Below are 21,497 nucleotides of genomic sequence, written 5' to 3'. Positions count from 1 at the left end.
GGGCGGTACCGGTCGGACCGCGGCCGGAGCCGCGGTGGGCGTCCGTCAGCTCCGCGTGCCGCTCGCCCGGCGACGCAGGAGCCAGGTACCGCCGACGGCGGCAGCGGCCAGTACGGCCGCTCCCGCCGCGACCTTGGCGGGGTTCGCGGTGGTGGTCGTGCCACCGCCCACCCCGGTGTTGACGCGGCCCTGCGGGCCGCGTTCGGTGACGACCAGGTCGCCGGTGGCGAACTTGCCGTTCGCGCAGGTCGCGCCGATGCCGTAGGTGCCGGGCCGGGTGCCGTGGGCCACCTGGAACTGCCCCACGACCACCTCCTTGTGGGTGCCCGGGACCAGCTTGAACCGGCCGCCGCCGACGGTGGTGGCATCGCCCTCGGCGTGGCTGCCGGACCCGCAGGCGGTGGTGTTCACGGTGACGGTGGCGCCGGGGGCGGCGGACTTGGGCCACACCTCCAGCGGGGCGAAGTCCCCGGGCGCGAAGCCCAGCATGCCCAGGTCCACGGCGGCGACCGCGCCGGCGACCGGCCCGGTGAACGCGGCGGCGGTCAGCGCGGTCGCGGTCAGCACGTGTGCGGTACGTCGGCGCATGGGGACTCTCCTGAAGACACGGGGTCGTGCTTCCGAGATAACCCGGGCCGCCCGCCGCGCGCCTGCTGATGTCCCGTCAGGTCTGCCCGTACGCGGTCCACGCGCGAGCCGTATCCGCAGGTCAAGGCCGGTCGTACCGCCATCCGGGCCGTCCGCGCCGTCCGGGTGACTCCCGCCGCGTGCGGGCCGGCGCGGGCCGGGTCGGGGCGGCCGGGTCGGAGCGGCCGGGCGCCGGCCCGGGCCGGCGCCCGGGGGGAGGAGCCCTCGCCGAGGTACGGCCGCAGCCGCGGTCGGCGCGCGCGACCTCCGTCGGGTCCACTCCGAGGAGCCCGTCCGCCCCCGCCTCGGGCGCGTTCTTCAGCGGCGTCGGCGGCGGCTCCTGCCGGCCCACCGCGGCGCCGGGCGCCGAGTCCCGGGCGGACCACAGCGGTTCGGGGTGCGGCTGGGGCGACACGGGCGGCGCGGGCGTGCCGGCCCCGAGCCCGCCGCCGGGCGCGGCGCAGCCGCCGACGGCGAGTGCGCAGGCGCACAGGAGGGCGGCGAGCGGGCGGCGGGACGAAGCAGTCATGGACGCAGAACCGTGGGGTGGTAGGGGGAGGAAGCCGACGCTGGACGGCGCGGGTCACGGGCACCGGGAGGTCGTGCAACAGCGGTGCGTACGGTGGTGGGGCGCAGCGAAGTCGGGACCGTCGGCCCGGCCGGCGGACGCTGCGCCCTACCCCGAGGGAGGGCCCCGTGACATCGGTCGAACGGCCACAAGACCCGACCGCCCCGCTCCCGTTCTTCGTCTACGGGACCCTGCGCCCCGGCGAGGTCAACCACGGCCTGTTCCTGCGCGGCCGCACGGCCTCGGAGGAGCCCGCCACCCTCCCGGACGCGGTGCTCTACGACGGCCCCGGATACCCGTTCGCGGTCCACCGGCCCGGCGCGGCCGTCGTGGGGGAGCTGATCACGGCGGAGCCGGGCGCGTACGGGGAACTGCTGGCCGCGCTGGATCTGCTCGAGGAGTACGGGGGCCCGGGCCGCCCGGGGAACGTCTACGACCGGATCGCCCGCCGGGCCCTGCGCCCCGACGGCACCCCGGTCCGGGCCTGGGTCTATCTGGCGGCCCCGCTGCTCGCCCGCGACCTGCGGGAATCGGGGACCGAGATACCGGGCGGCGACTGGTTCGTGCGCCGGGGCACCTCCGCGACGTAGCCGCGGTCAGAGACCTTCGGCCCCCCGGTTGCGCAGCCGCTGGCCGTACTGCTGGAGCACCCACAGCTCCTCCTGGACCGCCGCGTGCTGCTCCGGCGGGGCCTGCGGGCTCAGGCGGGTCATGGCGCCCTGGATCTCGAGGACCCGGCGGTCGACGGCGCGCAGGCGGACCTGGACCAGCTGGACCCCGGCGTAGACCTCGTCCACCGTCTTGGCGTGGATGGCCTCCACCGCCAGCTCCGTGACCATCGCGCGGACGGTGTCGTTCGGGGCGGCGTCGCGGACCCGGGCCAGGTAGTCGTCGGCGGCCTGCGAGGCGCCGCCCGCGTCCTGGATGGCCTGGCGGACCGCGGCGTAGGGCGGGGCGGTGAACTCGTCGATCCCGTACGCGTCGAACGCGGGGGAGACCAGCGCAGGCCGCTGGAGCGCCAGCTTGAGCAGCTCCCGCTCGGTGCGGTGGGCGGGGCTGCGCAGGTTCAGGGCGGGTCCGCCACCGACCGGCGGCGGGGTGGTGGGGGCCGCCTCCTGGGGTCGGCCCCGGCCCTGCTGCTGAGGCTGGTTGCCGCGGTCCCGGGCCCACCGCGCCAGCTGCGCGACCCGCTTGACCACGAACTGCTCGTCGAGGATGCCCAGCATCCCCGCCAGCTGGACCGCCGACTCGTGCTGGATCGAGAGGTCCTTGATGCTCGCGACGACCGGCGCGGCCTCGGCCAGCGCGGCCGCACGCCCCGCCGGGTTCTCCAGGTTGTGCCGGGACACGATGTGCCTCAGGGCGAACTCGAACAGCGGTGTCCGGGCCTCCACCAGGCCGGCCACGGCCGCGTCCCCCTGCGCGAGGCGCAGGTCGCAGGGGTCCATCCCGCCGGGGGCGATGGTGATCGAGGTCTCCGCGGCGAACTTCTGGTCGTCCTCGAAGGCGCGCAGCGCCGCCTTCTGGCCCGCCGCGTCGCCGTCGAAGGTGAAGATCACCTCGGCGGTGGCGTTGTCCATCAGCAGCCGGCGCAGGATCTTGATGTGGTCCCCGCCGAAGGCGGTGCCACAGGTGGCGATCGCGGTGGTGACCCCGGCCATGTGGCAGGCCATCACGTCCGTGTAGCCCTCGACCACCACGGCCCGCGAGGTCTTCGCGATCTCCTTCTTGGCCAGGTCGATGCCGTAGAGGACCTGGGACTTCTTGTAGATCGCCGTCTCCGGCGTGTTCAGGTACTTCGGTCCGTTGTCGTCGTCGCGCAGCTTGCGCGCGCCGAAGCCGACCACCTCGCCGCTGATGTCGCGGATCGGCCACATCAGCCGCCCGCGGAAGCGGTCGATGGGCTTGCCGCTGCGGCTGTCCTGGGCGAGCCCGGAGGTGATCAGTTCCTTGTCGGTGAAGCCCTTGCCGCGCAGGAAGCGGGTCAGGTGGTCCCAGCCGGCCGGGCTGTAGCCCACGCTGAAGTGCGTGGCCGCGGCCTGGTCGAAGCCGCGCTCCGCGAGGAACTTGCGGCCGATCTCCGCCTCGGGGCTGCCGAGCTGGTCGACGTAGAACTGGGCGGCGGCCTTGTGGGCCTCGACCAGCCGGATGCGGTCACCGCGGCCGCTGGTGCCGGAGGTGTAGCCGCCCTCCTCGTACCGCAGGGTGATGCCGGCCAGGCCGGCCAGGCGCTCGACGGCCTCCGAGAAGGAGAGGTGGTCGATCTTCATGACGAAGTCGAGGGTGTCCCCGCCCGCCTGGCAGCCGAAGCAGTGGTACAGGCCCTTGCTGGGGCTGACCTGGAAGGACGGGGACTTCTCGTCGTGGAAGGGGCAGAGGCCCTTGAGGTTGCCGCCGCCCGCGTTGCGTAGCTGGAGGTACTCGGAGACCACGGCGTCGATCGGGACCGCGTCCCGTACCGCCTTCACGTCGTCGTCGTTGATCCGTCCAGCCACCCGTGAAGTCTACGGCCGGGCGCCGGCAATCCCGTCAGCCCCCCGGGCGGTCCCTAGCCTCCGATCAGCGAGGAGAGCGGAACCGACGGGTCCGAAAGGGCCTCCCGGTCCACCGGCGCCTTCGACCTGATCAGGGCCTGGATGTGGTCGGTGACGTCCCACACGTTCACGTTCATCCCGGCCAGCACCCGCCCCTCGGACAGCCAGAAGGCGATGAACTCCCGCTTGCCCGCGTCACCGCGGATCAGCACCTGGTCGTAGCCGCCGGGCGGCGCGTACCCCGAGTACTCCAGACCGACGTCGTACTGGTCCGAGAAGAAGTACGGCACCCGGTCGTAGCTGACCGCGTGGCCCAGCATCGCCCGCGCGGCGGCCGGCCCGCCGTTCAGCGCGTTCGCCCAGTGCTCGACCCGCAGCCGGGTCCCGAGCACCGGGTGGTGGGCGGCGGCCACGTCCCCGACCGCGAAGATGTCCGGGTCGGAGGTGCGCAGGGACTCGTCCACCGCGATGCCGCCGCCGTGCTCCCGGTCGACCAGGGCCAGCCCGGAGGTCTCGGCGAGCGCGGTCCGCGGCGCGGCCCCGATCGCGGCCAGCACCGCGTGCGCCGGGTGCTCCTCCCCGTCGTCCGTACGGGCGGCCAGCACCATGCCGTCGTGGCCCACGATCTCCGTCAGCCGCGACCCGAAGTGGAACCGCACCCCGTGATCGGCGTGCAGGTCACCGAAGAGCCGGCCGATCTCCGGGCCGAGCACCGCGTGCAGCGGCGTGGCCTCCGGCTCGACCACGGTGACCTCCGCGCCGTACCCGCGGGCCGCGGCGGCGACCTCCAGGCCGATCCATCCGGCGCCCGCGATGAGCAGGTGGCCGTTGTCCCGCCCCAGTCCGGCGAGGACCCCCTTCAGCCGCTCGGCGTGCGCGAGGCGCCTCAGGTGGTGCACCCCCGCGAGGCCCGTGCCGGGGATGTCCAGGCGGCGCGGCTCGGCACCGGTGGCCAGCAGCAGCTTGTCGTAGTGCAGGACCGTGCCGTCGCCGAGGACCACCTTCTTGGCGTCCCGGTCGAGCTGGACGGCCGGCTGGCCGAGGTGCAGCTCGACGTCGGAGGCCGCGTACCAGGACGGCTCGTGGACGAAGACGCTCTCGCGGTCCTCCTTGCCCATCAGGTAGCCCTTGGACAGCGGGGGCCGTTCGTACGGATGGTCGCGCTCGTCGCCGATCAGGATCACCCGCCCCGTGAACCCCTCGGACCTCAGCGTTTCGGCCGCCTTCGCTCCGGCGAGCCCTGCGCCGACGATGACGAATGTCCGGTGTGCGTCGACCACCTGATGCCTCCTCATAACCTCTTCGCCACATGCGACCACATGCGAGCGTCCCGCACTGAGCCTGCCGCGTGAAGGGGGAGTGGCTCGATCGGCTCACCCCTCGGCGCGTCGGGTGCGCCGCGTGAGACGTGCGTGCAGGGAACGGGCGGATGCGTCGGTGAGACACGCGATCTGGTCGATGACCGCCCGTTTCCTGGCCCTGTCGTCCGGGGCCGCGTCGAAGATCGCCCGGAACTGCGGGTCCAGCCCTTCGGGGGCCCGGGCGCTGACCGCCTCCGCCAGTTCGGCCAGGACGATGCGCTGGTCGGCGCGGATCCGCTCCTGCTCGTCGCGCTGCATGACGTACAGGTCGGCGACCGCCTTGAGCACCGCGCACTCGTTGCGCGCCTCGCGCGGGACCACGAGTTCGGCTCCGTACCGGGTGAGGCGGCCGGAACCGTACGCCTCACGGGTGGCGCCCTCGGCGGCCAGGCAGAAACGGCCGATCAGCTGGCTCGTGGCGTCCTTCAGCCGGGCCTGGGCGACGGCCGAACCGTCGTACCCGTGCGGCCACCACTCCTCCTCCATCAGCCGGTCGAGGGCGGCCCGCAGCTCCTCCGGCTCGGTGTCGGCGGGCACATAGCGGCCGATGGCGACCCGCCAGATCGCGGTGCGCTCCGGCTCGGCGAAGAGGAGGTTGGGGTCGAGGTGGCCGGCGTGCAGGCCGTCCTCGAAGTCGTGGACGGAGTAGGCGACGTCGTCGGCCCAGTCCATGACCTGCGCCTCGAAGCACTTGCGGTCCGCGGGCGCGCCCCGGCGCAGCCACGCGAAGACCGGCAGGTCGTCCTCGTACGCGCCGAACTTCACCGAGCCGGGGTCGGTGGGGTGGTCCCCGCGGGCCCAGGGGTACTTGGTGGCGGCGTCCAGGCAGGCCCGGGTCAGGTTGAGGCCGACGCTGACGAGTTCGCCGCTCGCCGGATCGGGCACGAACCGCTTGGGCTCCAGCCGGGTCAGCAGGCGCAGCGACTGTGCGTTTCCCTCGAAGCCCCCGCAGTCCTTGGCGAACTCGTTGAGCGCCTCCTCGCCGTTGTGACCGAAGGGCGGGTGGCCCATGTCGTGCGAGAGGCAGGCGGCTTCGACCAGGTCGGGGTCGCAGCCGAGCGCGGCGCCGAGCTCCCGGCCGACCTGGGCGCACTCCAGGGAGTGGGTGAGGCGGGTACGGGGACTCGCGTCCCAGTCGTACGAGCGGGTGCCGGGGGTGACGACCTGGGTCTTCCCGGCGAGGCGGCGCAGCGCGGCGGAGTGCAGCACACGGGCGCGGTCGCGCTGGAAGGCGGTCCGGCCGGGCCGTTTGTCGGGCTCGGCGGCCCAGCGCTCGGTGTCGGAGGCGTCGTAGAGGTCGTCGTGGTCGTCTGCGGGGGCGTGCGCGGTGCCTTCCATGGAAGAGACGGTAACCGGAATGACTGACAAACCGGGATCAGGCGGAGACGAGTTCCGGCCGTACGGGCAGGGCGGGCCGCGCGGGCCGGGCGCAGGCCTCGTCGTAGCGGCGCAGCAACAGGCGGGCCAGGGCCGGGTGGTCGCCCAGCGGGGCGGCGGCGAGCGCGGGCGCCGCGGCGGCGGTCTGCGCGGCGAACCGGCCGGGAGCGGCGAAGTACGAGGCCACGGCCGTCCGGTGGTGGCCGCGGGCGGCCAGGGCCCGGACCGCCTCGGGGACGTTCGGCGCGGCGGCGGAGGCGTAGGCCGCGACCACCGGGACGCCGCCGAGGCGTTCGGCGAGCAGGGCGGCGGTGCGGCCGGTGTCGGCCGCCGAGTCCGGGTCGCGGGAACCGGCGGCGGCGAGCACGACGGCCGTGCCGGCGGTCCAGCCGGCCTCCACGAGCCTTTCGTACAGGGCCTCGACGAGCAGCGGATGCGGGCCCAGCGGGGCGGCGATGCGGGTGCGCAGGTGCGCGGCGCCGGCGGCGGCCGCGGGCAGGTCGCGCTTGACGTGGTACCCCCGGCCGAGCAGCAGCGGCACGAGCACCGCCGCCCCCCGCAGCTCCCCGAGGACGGAGTCGAGCAGCGGCTCGTTCAGTTCGATGTGGCCGAGCCGGACCTCGAGGCGGGGACGGAGCTCGCGGACCCGTTCGAGGAGGGCGAGGGCGGTGTGCAGGGCGCGCGGGTCACGGCTGCCGTGGGCCACTGCGACGAGGGTGGGCTGCATGGGCGGACTCCAGGTCGGCGCAGGCCGCTGAGCTGGGTGCCCAGCTGGAGGGTGATGCGGCCGAGGAGCTCGGCCGCACTGTCGAAGGGGAGGGCGGGAAACTCGGGAGGGTGCACCGGCTCCTTCATGAACCGATCCTGCGCGCCGGACATTGCCGGTGCGTTGCGCGGGGGTGACGGGTGTTTGCCGGGTGCTCACAGGCCCGTCCGCGCGGCTGTCGGGCGGCCGCCCCGGCCTTCGCCGGGGAGCCGGGCGTCTTCGCCGGGGAATTGGGGCGTGCCTTCGCCGGGGACGGCTCCGGCCCCCGTCCGGGGACCGGGCACGCCCCGGCCGAGGGGGCGCCCGGCCGTCTCGGCCGGGCGGCCCGGGTGAACCAAGCGGCCCTCCGCAGCGTCCTGACCAGGGGACCAGCAGTCGAGACACCAGGGGATGGATGATGCGCGGACCGCGCCTGCCGAGAGTCACGTGGAGCCGGACGGCGGCCGCGCTGCGCACCGTACGGGCCCGGAGGCTGGCGGTGCAGGCCGTCATGGCGGGCTGCGTGCTGGCGCTGCTGCCCTCGGCGTGGATGCACGCGGTGGCCGCCGACCGGCTGCACACCACGGCCGACGCACCGGCGTCCGAGGTCGCCGTGGTGTTCGGGGCCGGCCTGCTGGGGACCCGGCCCACCCCCTACCTGGCCGACCGGCTCGACGCCGCCGCCGAGCTCTACCGCACCGGCAAGGTCAAGGTCGTGCTGGTCACCGGGGACAACAGCCGCACCGAGTACGACGAGCCGAACGCGATGCGGACGTACCTCACGGCGCAGGGGGTGCCGGACACGCAGATCGTCAGCGACTACGCCGGCTTCGACACCTGGGACTCCTGCGTGCGGGCCAAGGAGATCTTCGGGGTCGAGCGGGCCGTGCTGGTCACCCAGGGCTTCCACATCCGCCGGGCCGTCGCCCTCTGCCAGGCGGCGGGCCTGGACTCGTACGGCGTCGGGGTGGCCGACGTGCACGACGCCACCTGGTACTACGGCGAGGCCCGCGAGGTCTTGGCGGCCGGCAAGGCGGCGCTGGACGCGGCCTTCAAGCCCGCCCCGCGGTTCCTGGGACCGAAGGAGCAGGGGGTGTCGCGGGCCCTGGCCGCTCTGGCAGACTGACGCGCGCATCGGCTATTTCGAATAGTCATATTCGGGGGTCGCTACATCGGGGGGCCGGTCCGTCCGTACGAGCATCAGGGGTGGGGAACCGTGGCCGTGGTGGATCTGAGCGACAAGGCCGTCGTCATCACCGGTGGGGCGCGCGGCCTGGGCGCCGCGGCCGCGCAGGCCGTGGTGGACGGCGGCGGCAGGGTGCTGATCACCGACGTGCTGGAGGCGGAGGGCGCCGGGACGGCCGCGAAGCTCGGCGGCGCGGCGCGGTTCCTGCGGCACGACGTGACCAGCGAGGCGGACTGGCAGGCGGCGCTGGAGTACGCGGTCGGCGAGTTCGGCCGCGTGGACGGCCTGGTGAACAACGCGGGCATCAGCACCGGCCAGTTCCTGGAGCACGAGAGCGTCGAGCACTTCCGCCGGGTCGTGGAGATCAACCTGGTCGGCGTGTTCATCGGCATCAAGACGGCCGTCCCGCTGCTGCGCGCGAACGGCGGCGGCTCCATCGTCAACATCTCGTCGCCGCCGGCCTGACCGGCCTCGCCCTCACCGCCGGCTACGGAGCCTCCAAGTGGGGCGTGCGCGGCCTGTCGAAGATCGGCGCCGTCGAACTCGCGGAGGCCCGGATCCGCGTGAACTCGGTGCACCCCGGCATGACCCTGACCCCGATGACCGCCCCCATCGGCATCCAGGCCGGCGAGGGCAACTACCCCGGCACCCCGATGGGCCGCGTCGGCGCCCCCGAGGAGATCGCCGCCGCGGTCGCCTTCCTGCTCTCGGACGCCGCGGCCTACATGACGGGCGCCGAACTCGCCGTCGACGGCGGCTGGACGGCGGGCCCGACGGTGAAGCACCTCACCGGCCGGTGAGCCCTGCCCCGCCTCACCGCGGCCGCCGGCCTCACCGCGGCCGCCGGCCTCACCGCGGCCGCCGGCCTCACCGCGGCCGCCGGGCCTCACCGCGCCCGGGCCGGGCCGCTGAGGCAGAGCACCCCGACTCGTAACGCGGGGTGGCGGCCGGTGTAACACCGCGGACTCACGCTGGCGTCATGCACACCCCGGACGTCGCCACCGCCGCCACCGCCACGCACTGCCCGTACTGCGCGCTGCAGTGCGGGATGAACCTGCGCCCCGAGCCGGGCGGCGCGGGCGTGACGGTGGAGGAACGTGCCGACTTCCCCGTCAACCGGGGCGCGCTGTGCGGCAAGGGCCGCACCGCCCCCGCCCTGCTCTCCTCCCGGGTGCGCCTGACCGGACCGCTCGTCCGCACCCACGCCGGGCGGCTGGAGCCGGCCACCTGGGAGGAGGCCCTCGACGCCGTCGCCGAGGGCCTCGCCCGCACGGGCCGCGCGTACGGCCCGGACGCGGTCGGAGTCTTCGGCGGCGGCGGGCTCACCAACGAGAAGGCGTACGCGCTCGGCAAGTTCGCCCGCGTCGCCCTGCGCACCTCGCAGATCGACTACAACGGCCGGTTCTGCATGTCCTCGGCCGCCGCCGCGCACCAGCGGGCCTTCGGGCTCGACCGCGGGCTGCCCTTCCCGCTGGAGGACATCCCGCGCACCGGCTGCGTGATCCTCGTCGGCTCGAACCTGGCCGAGACCATGCCGCCCGCCCTGCGCTACCTCACCGAGCTCAAGGCCAACGGCGGGACCCTGATCGTCATAGACCCGCGCCGCACCCGCACCGCCGACCAGGCCGACCTGCACCTGGCCCCGCGCCCGGGAACCGACCTCGCGCTCGCCCTGGGCCTGCTGCACCTGGTGGTCGCCGAAGGCAGGACCGACGAGGAGTTCATCGCCGGGCGCACCACCGGCTGGGAGGAGGCCCGGGCGGCCGCCATGGCCCACTGGCCGGAACTGGTCGAACGCATCACCGGCGTACCCGTCCCCAAGCTCCGCGCGGCGGCCGAGATGTTCTGCGCCCCGGAATCCGCCATGGTCCTCACTGCCCGCGGCCCGGAGCAGCAGTCCAAGGGCACCGACACCGTCGGCGCCTGGATCAACCTCTGCCTGGCCACCGGCCGGGCCGGCCGCCCGCTCTCCGGCTACGGCTGCCTCACCGGGCAGGGCAACGGCCAGGGCGGCCGCGAGCACGGCCAGAAGGCCGACCAGCTCCCCGGATACCGCAAGCTGACCGACCCCGCGGCCCGCGCGCACGTGGCGGAGGTCTGGGGCGTCGACCCCGACGACCTCCCCGGCCCCGGCCGCAGCGCCTACGAGCTCCTCGACGCCCTCGGCACGGACGTGCGGGCCCTGCTCCTGATGGGCTCCAACCCGGTGGTCTCCGCCCCCCGCGCCTCCCACATCGAGGACCGCATCCGCTCGCTGGACTTCCTCGCGGTCGCCGACGTCGTGCTCTCCGAGACCGCGGCCCTCGCCGACGTGGTCCTCCCGGTCACCCAGTGGGCCGAGGAGACCGGAACCACCACCAACCTCGAAGGCCGCGTCCTGCTCCGCCGCCGCGCCCTGAGCCCGCCCGCGGGCGTCCGCAGCGACCTGGACGTGCTCCACGGGCTCGCCGCCCGCATGGGCATCGAGAAGGGCTTCCCGACCTCCCCGGAGGAGGTCTTCGAGGAACTGCGCCGGGCCTCCGCAGGCGGCCCGGCGGACTACTCGGGCATCACCTACGCCCGCATCGAGGCCGAACAGGGCGTCTTCTGGCCGTGCCCCGAGGGCTCCGCGGGGACCGAGCGCCTCTTCCTGGAACGCTTCGCCACCGAGGACGGCCGGGCCCGCTTCGTCCCCGTCTCCCACCGCGACGCCGACGAGGTCCCCGACGCGGACTACCCGGTGCTGCTCACCACCGGGCGCGTGGTCGCCCAGTACCAGTCGGGCGCCCAGACACGCCGGGTGGAGGAGCTCAACGCCGCCGCCCCCGGCCCCTTCGTTGAACTGCACCCGCGCCTCGCCGCCCGCATCGGAGCGGTCGACGGCAGCCCGCTGGCGGTGACCTCCCGCCGCGGCCGGGCGGTGGCCCCGGCCCGGATCACCGACACCATCCGCGCGGACACGGTGTTCATGCCCTTCCACTGGCCGGGCGAGGGCCGCGCCAACACGCTGACCAATCCGGCCCTCGACCCGGTCTCCCGGATGCCGGAGTTCAAGGTGTGCGCGGTCCGGGTGGAGCCGGCCTGATCAGGGGGCGTCCGCGAAGGTCGGGCCGGGCAGGCACCGGGCCGCCCGCCCCTCCTCGTCCAGCGGCTCGCTCGGCAGGTGCGTGCCCTCCCTGCCGAACTCCCGCCACGAACTCATCCCGCGCCCGCCTCGAACGTCGGCGCCAGCGCCGCCAGCAGCCGCTCGGCGTAGGACTCGGCGGAGCCCGGCAGCCCCGGGTACTCCGACCGGAAGGTGTCCCAGTCGGCCCACTTGACCTCGGAGAACGCCTCCAGGGTCACGGGGGCGTCCCACGGCGCCTCCGGCGGGAAGAACTCGCCCGACTCCCGGAAGACCGTGCGGACCAGCTCGTAGGGCGCCGTGCAGCGCTCGGCGAGCAGGACCGCGTCGTAGAGGTCCTTGCCCTGCGGGTACATGTCGGTGGCGAGCCAGACCAGCTTCCAGGCCAGGGAGAGTTCCGGCGTGGCCGCCTGGAGGCGGACCCCGGAGACGTCGGCCGGCTCCGGCGGCGCGGGGAGCCGCTCGTTGAAGACGAAGTCCAGCTGGACCTGGCCTCCGGGCAGTCCCGGGGCGGACCACGGCAGGACCAGCCGGCGGCCGGGGACGCGCTCGTAGGTCCAGATGTCCTCGGACACCGCCGCGTCGGCCGCGATCACCAGCCCGTGTTCGGAGGCGGCCCGCTCGGCCGCCTCCGCGACGGCCGCCAGCAGCCGGCCCGTCCGCGGCTCCTCGATCCCCCAGTCCTGCGGGACGACCACGAAGTCCAGGTCGTGCGGCTCCCGCGCCGCTGCGCCGAACCACCCGGACATGAGCGTGCTGCCGCGCAGCACCAGCGAGTCCGCCCACCCGGACCGGGCGACCCCGTGCGCGACCACGTCGAGCGCCGTGCGCCGGGCGGCCTGCCAGGCGGGGCGCAGCGCGGGGTCGACGACCGTGTCCAGGACCCGGTACCCGGAGGCGAAGTGCTTGAGCGCGGGGTCGAAGACCCGGTCCGCCGGCCGGCCCGGGGTGTCCAGACCGGCCGTCGACGTGCCCGGCAACTCGTACTGCCGGCGCCGCCACTCGGCGTTGGCCGCGGCCTCGACGCTGTTCCCGCTCATGCGGCCGTCCCCTCCTCGGTGATCCACCCGTCGTCCACCGACAGGTCGCTGTCGTAGAGCACGAACTCCCGCTCCTCGGAGCGGATCTCGAACCCGGCCGAGCCGAGCGCCGCGACCAGCGCGTCGCACGCGGCCGTCGCCCCCGCCGCCGCCCCCCGCCACCGCTGGGTGACGAACCGCTCGTGCCCGCCCCCGGCCAGGATGCGGCGGGCGTTCCACGACAGGTGGGCGCCGTGCGGGGTCACCAGGGACTCCAGGGCCGCCCGGTCGAAGTCTGCCGGGAGCCGCAGCTTGAGGTGGTGCTCGAAGTAGCCGCCGCCCGGGCCCGGCGCGTCCGTGGTCCACGGGACCGTCTCCACCTTGACGCGCACCGGGTCGAAGCCGTCCGCCCGCAGCTGCGGGACCAGGCTCTCGTGGCTCGTGCGGTCCCGCAGCGTCAGCATCGGCTGGGACACCATCCGGCCCCGCGCCAGCACGATGTGCGTGACCTTCAGATCCCGCGCCCGGCCCCAGGCGTCGAGGCGGTCCAGGGCCGCCCCGTCCGCGCAGCGCACCGTCACGTGGGTTTCGTACTCAGACATGGGGCCGATCATCTCGGACATGCGTCCGATCCGCATCGGGGTTCTCGCCGGGGGGTAACCATCCGGTCACGCACCGGACTCAGAAAGTGCTCGCACGCCCCTCGTGGCCGCGATGTGTCGTACCCCACACTGAGGGCGGTGCCCCCGTCCTCGGAGCCCTGGAGGTCGCCCCCGTGCAGACCCGGACCCTGACCGTGAACGTGAGCGAGTCCTCGGAGGCCAAGGCCGTGGACGAAGAGCCAGAGGTACCGGAGCTGATCGATCCGGTGCCCGCGCCGCGCAGGCGGAGCAGCGACGGCGGGGGCGGAGCGGGGCCCTCCGCCGATCTGTTCCGTCAGTACCTCCGCGAGATAGGCAGGATCCCCCTCCTGACCGCCGCCGAGGAGGTGGACCTCGCGCGGCGCGTCGAAGCCGGGCTGTTCGCCGAGGAGAAGCTCGGCAACACCCCCGACCTCGACTCCCGGCTCGCCCTGGACCTCGACAAGCTCGTCGTCATGGGGCGGATGGCCAAACGCCGGCTCATCGAGTCGAACCTGCGGCTCGTCGTCTCCGTCGCGAAGCGCTACGTCGGCCGCGGGCTCACCATGCTCGACCTCGTGCAGGAGGGGAACCTCGGGCTCATCCGCGCCGTCGAGAAGTTCGACTACGCCCGCGGGTACAAGTTCTCCACCTACGCCACCTGGTGGATCCGGCAGGCGATGTCCCGGGCCCTCGCCGACCAGGCCCGGACCATCCGCGTGCCCGTCCACGTCGTCGAGCTGATCAACCGCGTCGTGCGCGTCCAGCGCCGCATGCTCCAGGAGCGCGGGTACGAGCCCACGGCCGAAGAGGTCGCCGTCCACCTGGAGTTGACCCCCGAACGGGTCATGGAAGTGCTCCGCCTCGCCCAGGAACCGGTCTCCCTGCACGCGCCGGTCGGCGAGGAGGACGACGTCGCCCTCGGCGACCTCATCGAGGACGGGGACGCCGCCTCCCCCGTGGAATCGGCCGCGTTCTTCCTGCTGCGCGAGCACCTGGAAGCCGTCCTGTCGACCCTCGGCGAACGCGAGCGCAAGGTCGTCCAGCTCCGCTACGGGCTCGCCGACGGGCGGCCGCGCACCCTGGAGGAGATCGGCCGGATCTTCGGCGTGACCCGCGAACGGATCCGCCAGATCGAGTCCAAGACCCTCAACAAGCTCCGCGACCACGCCTTCGCCGACCAGCTCAGGGGCTACCTGGACTGAGTGCGGCAGGGGGCGCCCCGGAAGGCGCCCCCGACCGGCCCGGGCCGTCGGCCATGACGGCCGCCCGCGCTACTCGACCTCGACCACCGCCTGCGCGAACTGCGCCGCGTACAGCCGCGCGTACGCACCGTCCGACGCCAGCAGCTCCTCGTGGGTGCCCTGCTCCACGATCGAGCCGCTCTCCATCACCAGGATCACGTCCGCGTCGCGGATCGTGGACAGCCGGTGCGCGATCACGAAGGACGTACGCCCGTGCGCGAGCCGCGCCATCGCCTTCTGGATCAGCACCTCGGTACGGGTGTCCACCGAGCTCGTCGCCTCGTCGAGCACCAGGATCACCGGATCCGAAAGGAACGCCCGGGCGATGGTGATCAGCTGCTTCTCGCCCGCGCTGACGCCCGCGCCCTCGTCGTCCAGGACGGTGTCGTAGCCCTCCGGCAGGGTGCGGATGAAACGGTCCGCGTGCGCGGCCCGCGCCGCCTCCTCGATCTCGGAGCGCGTGACCTCGCGCGAGGCACCGTAGGCGATGTTCTCGGCGATGGTGCCGCCGAACAGCCAGGTGTCCTGGAGCACCATGCCGATGCCGGCGCGCAGTTCCTCGCGCGTCATCTTCGCGATGTCCACCCCGTCGAGGGCGATCTCCCCGCCCGTGACCTCGTAGAACCGCATCAGCAGGTTCACCAGCGTCGTCTTGCCGGCGCCCGTCGGGCCGACGATCGCGACGGTGTGACCCGGCTCGACCGACAGCGAGAGGTTCTCGATCAGCGGCTTGTCCGGCTCGTAGCGGAAGGCCACCTTGTCGAAGGTGACCTGGCCGCGGAGCTCCTCCGGACGCTCCGGCACCGCGGCGTCCGCATCCTGCTCCGACGCGTCCAGCAGCTCGTAGACCCGCTCCGCCGAGGCGACGCCGGACTGCACGAGGTTCGCCATCGAGGCGACCTGCGTCAGCGGCATGGAGAACTGCCGCGAGTACTGGATGAAGGCCTGCACGTCACCGATCGACAGGGTGCCGGAGGCGACCCGGAGCCCGCCGACGACGGCTATCAGCACGTAGTTGATGTTCGAGATGAAGAACATCACCGGCTGCATGATGCCGCTGACCAGCTGCGCCTTGAAGGAGGCCCGGTAGAGCGCCTCGTTCTGCTCGGCGAAGACGGCCGCGGACTCCTTCTGCCGGCCGAAGACCTTGACCAGGCTGTGCCCCGAGTACATCTCCTCGACGTGGGCGTTGAGCGCGCCGGTCGTCTTCCACTGCGCCACGAACTGCGGCTGCGACTTCTTGCCGATCTTCGCCGCGACGAAGACCGAGAGCGGCACGGTCACCAGGGCGACCAGCGCCAGCAGCGGCGAGATCCAGAACATCATGGCGAGCACGCCGACGATCGTCAGCAGCGAGTTGAGCAGCTGACCCATCGTCTGCTGGAGCGTCTGGCCGATGTTGTCGATGTCGTTGGTCGCCCGGCTCAGCACCTCGCCGCGCTTCTGCTGGTCGAAGTACGACAGCGGCAGCCGCGACAGCTTCGCCTGGAGCTCCTCGCGCATCCGGTAGACGGTGCCGTTCATGACGTGGTTCGACAGCCGCGTCGCGACCAGCATCAGCAGGCCGGCCAGGGTGAAGACCACCAGCGCCCAGATCGCCACGACCCCGACGGCGCCGAAGTCGATGCCCTGCCCCGGGGTGAAGTCGGTCCCGGCGAGCATGTCCGCCATGCCGTCCTGGCCCCGGGCGCGCAGCCCGTCCAGCGCCTGCTGCTTGGTGGTCCCGGCCGGCATCTCCCGGCCGACGATCCCCGCGAAGACCAGGTCGGTGGCCTCGCCCAGGATCTTCGGGCCGACCACCGCGCAGCCGACGCTGCCGACCACGGCCGCGACCATGCCCCAGATCTTGGCCCGGTCGTGCGCGAGCTGACGCAGCAGCCGCTTCCCCGAGCCCTTGAAGTCCATGGACCGTTGGGCCGGCCCCATCATCATCCGTCCTCCGGGCCCGCTCATGCGGCCTCCGCCTCCGTCAGCTGGGAGAGCACGATCTCCCGGTAGGTCTCGTTGCCGGCCATCAGCTCGTGGTGGCGTCCCTCGCCCACGACCCGGCCCCCGTCCAGGACGACGATCCGGTCGGCGTCGCGGATCGTGGAGACCCGCTGGGCGACGATGACCACGGTCGCGTCCTCGGTCTCGCGGGAGAGCGCCGCGCGCAGCGCCGCGTCCGTCGCGTAGTCCAGGGCCGAGAAGGAGTCGTCGAAGAGGTAGATCTCCGGACGCTGCACCAGGGTGCGGGCGATGGCCAGGCGCTGGCGCTGGCCGCCGGAGACATTGGTTCCGCCCTGGGTGACGGGGGCCTCCAGGCCGCCCTCCAGTGCGGACACGAACTCCTTGGCCTGCGCCACTTCCAGCGCCTGCCACAGCTCTTCGTCACTCGCGTCCGGGCGCCCGTAGCGCAGGTTGGAGGCGATGGTCCCGGAGAACAGGTACGGCTTCTGCGGAACCATGCCGACCGTCTTGGCCAGCAGCTCCGGGTCGAGCCGGCGCACGTCCTCCCCGTCGACCAGCACCTCGCCGCCGGTCGCGTCGAACAGCCGCGGGACCAGGCCCAGCAGCGTGGACTTGCCGCTTCCGGTCGAGCCGATCACCGCCGTGGTCTCGCCGGGGCGGGCCACCAGGTCCACCCCGCGCAGCACCGGGGCCTCGGCGCCCGGGTAGCGGAAGTCCGCGCCGCGCAGCTCCAGGCGCCCGCGGCGGGCGAGTTCGCGCACCGGGTCGGTGGGCGGCACCACGCTGGACTCGGTGTCCAGGACCTCCTGGATGCGCTCGGCACAGACCTCGGCGCGCGGCACCATCATGAACATGAAGGTGGCCATCATCACGGCCATCACGATCTGCATCAGATAGGCGAGGAAGGCCGTCAGCTGGCCGATCTCCATGCCGCCGCTGTCGACGCGCATCGCACCGAACCAGATGACGGCGACGCTGGAGATGTTCACGACCACGATGACCGTGGGGAACATGTACGCCAGGAGCTTGCCGGAGGCCAGCGAGACGCCGGTCAGGTCGGCGTTGGCCTCACGGAAACGGTCCTTCTCGTAAGCGTCGCGGACGAAGGCCCGGATCACCCGGTTGCCGGTGATCTGCTCCCGCAGCACCCGGTTCACCGTGTCCAGGCGGTCCTGCATCTGGCGGAACAGCGGCCGCGTCTTGAAGACGATCGCGCCGACCGAGATCCCGAGCACCGGGACCACGGCGAGCAGGACGCCCGACAGCCGCACGTCCAGCGAGAGCGCCATGGCGATGCCGCCGACGCACATGATCGGGGCCGAGACCATCAGGGTGAAGGTCATCAGCACCAGCATCTGGACCTGCTGGACGTCGTTCGTCGTACGGGTGATCAGGGACGGGGCGCCGAACTGGCCGAGCTCCCGCGCGGAGAAGCTCTGCACGCGGTCGAAGACGGCCGCGCGGACGTCCCGGCCGAAGGCCGCCGCCGTACGGGCGCCGTAGTAGACGGCTCCGACGTTGCAGACGAGCTGGACGAGGGAGACGCCGAGCATCAGGGCGCCGAAGCGCAGGATGTAGCCGGTGTCGCCGTTGACGACACCGTTGTCGATGATGTCGGCGTTCAGCGTGGGCAGGTAGAGGCTGGCGCTGGTCTGCAGCAGCTGCAGCAGGACCAGCACCGCGATGGGTTTCCGGTACGCACCCAGATGGGTCCGCAGAAGTCGTATGAGCACGCGCAGGCTCCGGTCGGCATGATCGAGGGGGTTCACCCCATCTTGGGCCAACCGGCCCATCGATCCCCACCGGATTTCGCAAAGGCCGGTCAAAAGGAGTAGACCGGCGGCCCCGGACCCAGGTCGTCCCGCGCCGGGCCGGGCGGCGGGGCCGGGGGGAGACTGGAAGCAGGACGGGGGCCAGGGGGAAACTCCGGACCGCCGGAGCAGACAGCCGTGGAGGAGTCATGACGGCCACGACACGGGAGCAGACACCCGTCGCCTTCGAAGCCGACGGGGCGGAACTGCGCATGCACGAGATCGGCGGGGACTTCACCGTCGCGTTCGTGCGGTTCGACCAGGGCGTGGACATGAGCCCGGCGTTCAAGGGACTGCCGGACGACCTGTGCGCGTGCCCCCACTGGGGCTACGTGCTCAAGGGCAGCGTCAAGCTGCACACGAGGGACGGGGACACGGTCTACTCGGCCGGCGAGGCCTTCTACTGGCCACCCGGCCACGCTCCGGAAGCCCTCGAGGACACCGAATACGTCGACTTCTCGCCGACCGCCGAGTTCGACGCGGTGGTCAAGCACGTGGCGGCCCAGCTGGCCTGAACCGCCACCCGAGCAGGGCGCGGACCTTCCTAGAAGGCCCCGGGGTGGATCTGCTCCCGCGTCGCGATGTACTGCTGGCGCACGCCCTGCCACGCCGGGAACTCCTCGCCCGGCTCGAAGACCTGCGCCGAGGGCGCCGGCCAGACCGGCGGGGAGTGCGGGGCCAGCGTGCCCTGCGCCACCCCGAGCGCCCAGGCCGCCTGCCGGGCCGCGCCCAGCGCCGCGTAGTCCGCCGGCGCCGGTACGACGACCTGCGTCCCGAACAGCCCCGGAGCGGCGGCCTGTACGGCGGGCAGCTCGGCCGCCGCGCCCAGCAGGAACACCCGGCGGATCTCGACCCCGCGCGAGCGCAGCACGTCCAGCGCGTCCACCAGCCCGCACAGCATGCCCTCGAAAGCGGCCCGGGCCAGGTGCTCCGGCTTCATCGAGTCCCGGCGCAGCCCCGACAGGGTCCCGGCGGCGTGCGGCAGGTTCGGCGTCCGCTCACCCTCCAGGTACGGCAGGAGTACGAGACCGTGCGCGCCCGGCGTCGACTTCAGCGCGAGCTCGGACAGCCCCTCCAGATCGGTGCCGAGCAGCTCGGCGGTGCCGCGCAGGGCCCGTACGGCATTGGAGGTGTTCACCACCGGCAGGTGCATGCCGGTGGCGTCGGCCAGCGAGGTGATCAGCCCGCCCGGCTCCGACAGCGCCTCGTGGTGCACCGCCATCACCGACCCGGAGGCACCGAGCGAGACCACCGCGTCGCCGGGGCCCAGCCCCAGCCCGAGCGCGGCGGCCATCGTCTCTCCGGTGCCGGCGGAGATGAGCAGCCCCTCGGGCGTGGTCCCGGCGGCATCGGCCGGGCCGAGCACCTCGGGCAGCAGCGCCCGGTGCCCGAGCGCCAGCTCCACCAGGTCGGGGCGCCAGGATCCGGAGGCCGCCGACCAGTACCCGGTGCCCGACGCGCCGCCCCGGTCGGTGGTCCGCCGGGCCGGCCGGCCCAGCAGCTGCCAGACCAGCCAGTCGTGCGGGGACATCAGCACCGCCACCCGGCGGGCCGCTTCGGGCTCGTTGCGGGCCAGCCAGGCGAGCTTCGCGACCGGCTGCGCGGCGTGCGGGACCGAGCCCACCGCCTCCGCCCAGGCGTGCCGGCCGCCGAGGGCCTCGGTGAGGTCGGCGGCGGCGACCTGGGGGCGCTTGTCGTTGCCGACGAGGGCGGCGCGGACCAGGCCGCCCTGCGGGTCCAGCGGCAGCAGGCCGTGCTGCTGCGCGGAGACCCCTATGGCCTGGACCCCTTCGAGGAGCCCGCCGCCGGCGGCCTCGCCGAGGGAGAGCAGCCAGGCCTGCGGATCGGTCTCGTGGGGGTTCGCGCCGTCGGGCTCGGCCGTGGGCTGCGGATGGGGGGCGTACCCCTGGCGCAGCACGGCGCCGGTCTCGGTGTCACAGACGACGATGCGTGTGAAGGCGGAAGAGCTGTCCAGCCCGGCGACTATCCCCATGTGGAGGATTCTGCCGCACGCGGGGCCCGTCTCGGCCTTTCCGGAGCCCCCGGAACCTCACAGGTCCCGGGAACCCCATGCCGTGGACCTCGGACGCCTCAGGTGTTGCTCGTGCCCCACTCGTCCTCGCCGGCCCCGGACCGGTCGCGCAGTCCGCGCACCCGCTCGGCCAGCGAGGCGGGCACGGCGTCGCCGACCTTCTCGCTCACCGCGGCGAAGGCCTTGCCGGCGTACTCGCGCCCGGTGTGGCCCGCGGTCTCGGCGGCGTTGCGGACCGCGGGGTTCTGCGCGAACTCGCGCGCGGACTTCTTCAGCTGCTCGTAGCGCTCGCGCCCGGCCCGGGTTCCGAGCACGTACCCGAGGGCCAGTCCGACCACGAACGTGACCTTGTACCGCATGCCTGCCACCCTTCGTTGTGTGGTGCCCGGCCTGCTGCCGATACCGATTGGCGGAGCACCCCCCTGCTTGCGCTAATCTATGACTCGCAACGGGCACTCGCCCCCCGGCAAGGCCGGAGGTGGGCTGTTCGATGCACCGCAGCAATCCCCTGTAGCTCAATTGGCAGAGCAGCCGGCTGTTAACCGGCAGGTTACTGGTTCGAGTCCAGTCGGGGGAGCGCGGTCCCCTGTAGCTCAATTGGCAGAGCATTCGGCTGTTAACCGGAGGGTTGCTGGTTCGAGTCCAGCCGGGGGAGCAAGGACGAAGAAGAGGGCCCCACGGGGTCCTCTTCTTCTCTTTGTTGACCCATTCGGGAACCGGGCAGCCCTCAGTGCGGTCTCTCTGAACAGGCGAAGCCGATCATGCGAGGCATCCGAGGCAGGAGATCGTATGAGCGGCTATGCTGCGGCAGACGGCGCGCACACGTGTACGCGCCACGCCGTGAAGGGGCGGTAGCTCAGCCGGTTAGAGCAGCGGACTCATAATCCGTCGGCCGTGGGTTCGAGTCCCACCCGCCCCACCATTTCGCAGGCGTGCAGAAACGTTCTGACCTGCATGTTTGCGATCCAGCACCCTCCGGGAGCTGGACTCCGCGTCTCACGGGAACCCGCCGCAGTCCCTCAGGGGGCGTACCAGGGGACGGAATGGGCGCCTGCTTTGCGGCTTTTCGCCCCCTTGTCCTGCCTGAGGGAGCGTCATGGCCCGGCGCAGTGATGAGGCGGACCCTCCGGTTCCGCCTACCGGCAGTGCCCTCGCGCCCGAAGAGCAGGCGCTGGTCGGCGGTGCTGTGCCACGGAGAATGGTGAGCAGCAGTGGCGCCGCGCGCGCTGGGCCGACGGGGTCCGGCGGGGGCCGTAGGCTCTTCGCATGGTGGGTACACAGTCGCGCGGCGCCACTGCTGCTCACCATTCTCCGTGGCAC

The 21,497-nt window shown here is 73.2% G+C and carries 16 protein-coding genes, 3 tRNA genes and 2 pseudogenes; 9 read left to right on the top strand and 12 right to left on the bottom strand.

What is annotated here, in order from left to right:
- Positions 1-45: 45 nt before the first annotated feature.
- Together PV721_RS27030 and PV721_RS27025 are read right to left on the bottom strand one after the other, a co-directional pair.
- Positions 46-588 (bottom strand): hypothetical protein, encoded by a 543-nt coding sequence (locus PV721_RS27030; protein WP_319728485.1) that lies wholly within the window; start codon positions 586-588, stop codon positions 46-48.
- 121 nt (positions 589-709) lie between these two features.
- A complete protein-coding gene (locus PV721_RS27025) occupies positions 710-1,156 on the bottom strand; it encodes a hypothetical protein (RefSeq protein WP_319728484.1) in 447 nt (148 codons plus the stop codon).
- Positions 1,157-1,323: 167 nt separating this feature from the next.
- Between PV721_RS27025 and PV721_RS27020 the strand changes: the two genes are divergently transcribed.
- Positions 1,324-1,785: a gamma-glutamylcyclotransferase family protein gene (locus PV721_RS27020; protein WP_319728483.1), complete on the top strand. Its 462-nt coding sequence runs from the start codon at positions 1,324-1,326 to the stop codon at positions 1,783-1,785.
- Between the two features lie 6 nt (positions 1,786-1,791).
- Here the strand turns inward: PV721_RS27020 and dnaG are convergent, their stop codons facing one another.
- From dnaG to PV721_RS27000, 4 genes and pseudogenes are all read right to left on the bottom strand, one after another.
- Positions 1,792-3,690, bottom strand: a complete 1,899-nt coding sequence (dnaG, locus tag PV721_RS27015) for a DNA primase (RefSeq protein ID WP_319728482.1) — start codon at positions 3,688-3,690, stop codon at positions 1,792-1,794.
- Between the two features lie 53 nt (positions 3,691-3,743).
- Positions 3,744-5,009 carry an NAD(P)/FAD-dependent oxidoreductase gene (locus PV721_RS27010; RefSeq protein WP_319728481.1) on the bottom strand — a complete coding sequence of 422 codons (1,266 nt, stop codon included), beginning with the start codon at positions 5,007-5,009 and terminating at the stop codon, positions 3,744-3,746.
- A 93-nt stretch (positions 5,010-5,102) separates the two neighbouring features.
- Complete coding sequence (locus PV721_RS27005; RefSeq protein ID WP_319728479.1) at positions 5,103-6,428, bottom strand: deoxyguanosinetriphosphate triphosphohydrolase; 1,326 nt, start codon at positions 6,426-6,428, stop codon at positions 5,103-5,105.
- Between the two features lie 37 nt (positions 6,429-6,465).
- Positions 6,466-7,322 (bottom strand): annotated as a pseudogene (locus tag PV721_RS27000) (sirohydrochlorin chelatase).
- Positions 7,323-7,630: 308 nt separating this feature from the next.
- Here PV721_RS27000 and PV721_RS26995 point away from each other — a divergent pair.
- The 3 genes and pseudogenes from PV721_RS26995 to PV721_RS26985 all read left to right on the top strand — a co-directional run bounded on the left by PV721_RS26995 (position 7,631) and on the right by PV721_RS26985 (position 11,462).
- On the top strand, positions 7,631-8,338 hold the full coding sequence (locus tag PV721_RS26995; protein WP_416371191.1) for a SanA/YdcF family protein: 708 nt from the start codon (positions 7,631-7,633) through the stop codon (positions 8,336-8,338).
- 96 nt (positions 8,339-8,434) lie between these two features.
- Positions 8,435-9,198 (top strand): annotated as a pseudogene (locus PV721_RS26990) (SDR family oxidoreductase).
- Positions 9,199-9,377: 179 nt separating this feature from the next.
- The gene (locus PV721_RS26985) at positions 9,378-11,462 is read left to right on the top strand and encodes a molybdopterin oxidoreductase family protein (RefSeq protein ID WP_319728475.1); all 2,085 of its coding nucleotides are present in this window, start codon (positions 9,378-9,380) and stop codon (positions 11,460-11,462) included.
- 113 nt (positions 11,463-11,575) lie between these two features.
- Here the strand turns inward: PV721_RS26985 and PV721_RS26980 are convergent, their stop codons facing one another.
- Together PV721_RS26980 and PV721_RS26975 are read right to left on the bottom strand one after the other, a co-directional pair.
- Positions 11,576-12,541 (bottom strand): nucleotidyl transferase AbiEii/AbiGii toxin family protein, encoded by a 966-nt coding sequence (locus PV721_RS26980; protein ID WP_319728474.1) that lies wholly within the window; start codon positions 12,539-12,541, stop codon positions 11,576-11,578.
- On the bottom strand, positions 12,538-13,122 hold the full coding sequence (locus PV721_RS26975) for a hypothetical protein (protein WP_319728473.1): 585 nt from the start codon (positions 13,120-13,122) through the stop codon (positions 12,538-12,540). Before PV721_RS26975 ends, PV721_RS26980 begins: the two co-directional genes overlap by 4 nt.
- 158 nt (positions 13,123-13,280) lie before the next feature.
- On the opposite strand from PV721_RS26975, the gene PV721_RS26970 reads away from it, so the two are divergent.
- Positions 13,281-14,345 (top strand): RNA polymerase sigma factor, encoded by a 1,065-nt coding sequence (locus tag PV721_RS26970; RefSeq protein WP_416371190.1) that lies wholly within the window; start codon positions 13,281-13,283, stop codon positions 14,343-14,345.
- Between the two features lie 69 nt (positions 14,346-14,414).
- On the opposite strand, the gene PV721_RS26965 is transcribed toward PV721_RS26970, so the two are convergent.
- Positions 14,415-16,337, bottom strand: a complete 1,923-nt coding sequence (locus PV721_RS26965; RefSeq protein ID WP_319728470.1) for an ABC transporter ATP-binding protein — start codon at positions 16,335-16,337, stop codon at positions 14,415-14,417.
- Complete coding sequence (locus tag PV721_RS26960) at positions 16,334-18,067, bottom strand: ABC transporter ATP-binding protein (RefSeq protein ID WP_319728468.1); 1,734 nt, start codon at positions 18,065-18,067, stop codon at positions 16,334-16,336. The genes PV721_RS26965 and PV721_RS26960 overlap by 4 nt, the downstream gene beginning before the upstream one ends.
- Positions 18,068-18,294: 227 nt before the next feature.
- On the opposite strand from PV721_RS26960, the gene PV721_RS26955 reads away from it, so the two are divergent.
- Positions 18,295-18,660: a hypothetical protein gene (locus tag PV721_RS26955; protein ID WP_319728466.1), complete on the top strand. Its 366-nt coding sequence runs from the start codon at positions 18,295-18,297 to the stop codon at positions 18,658-18,660.
- Between the two features lie 29 nt (positions 18,661-18,689).
- Here the strand turns inward: PV721_RS26955 and PV721_RS26950 are convergent, their stop codons facing one another.
- Together PV721_RS26950 and PV721_RS26945 are read right to left on the bottom strand one after the other, a co-directional pair.
- On the bottom strand, positions 18,690-20,138 hold the full coding sequence (locus PV721_RS26950; protein WP_319728465.1) for an FGGY family carbohydrate kinase: 1,449 nt from the start codon (positions 20,136-20,138) through the stop codon (positions 18,690-18,692).
- 98 nt (positions 20,139-20,236) lie between these two features.
- Positions 20,237-20,536 carry a YtxH domain-containing protein gene (locus tag PV721_RS26945; RefSeq protein ID WP_319728463.1) on the bottom strand — a complete coding sequence of 100 codons (300 nt, stop codon included), beginning with the start codon at positions 20,534-20,536 and terminating at the stop codon, positions 20,237-20,239.
- Between the two features lie 145 nt (positions 20,537-20,681).
- Here PV721_RS26945 and PV721_RS26940 point away from each other — a divergent pair.
- The 3 genes from PV721_RS26940 to PV721_RS26930 all read left to right on the top strand — a co-directional run bounded on the left by PV721_RS26940 (position 20,682) and on the right by PV721_RS26930 (position 21,099).
- Positions 20,682-20,754, top strand: a tRNA-Asn gene (locus PV721_RS26940).
- Between the two features lie 5 nt (positions 20,755-20,759).
- A tRNA-Asn gene (locus PV721_RS26935) sits at positions 20,760-20,832 on the top strand.
- A 190-nt stretch (positions 20,833-21,022) separates the two neighbouring features.
- Positions 21,023-21,099: transfer RNA gene (locus PV721_RS26930), tRNA-Ile, on the top strand.
- Positions 21,100-21,497 lie beyond the last annotated feature (398 nt).

It is taken from the genome of Streptomyces sp. MB09-01 (assembly GCF_033794505.1).
Lineage (GTDB): Bacteria > Actinomycetota > Actinomycetes > Streptomycetales > Streptomycetaceae > Streptomyces.
The sequence above is the reverse complement of the archived record's forward strand: the minus strand, read 5'-3'. Positions and strand labels throughout refer to the sequence as shown.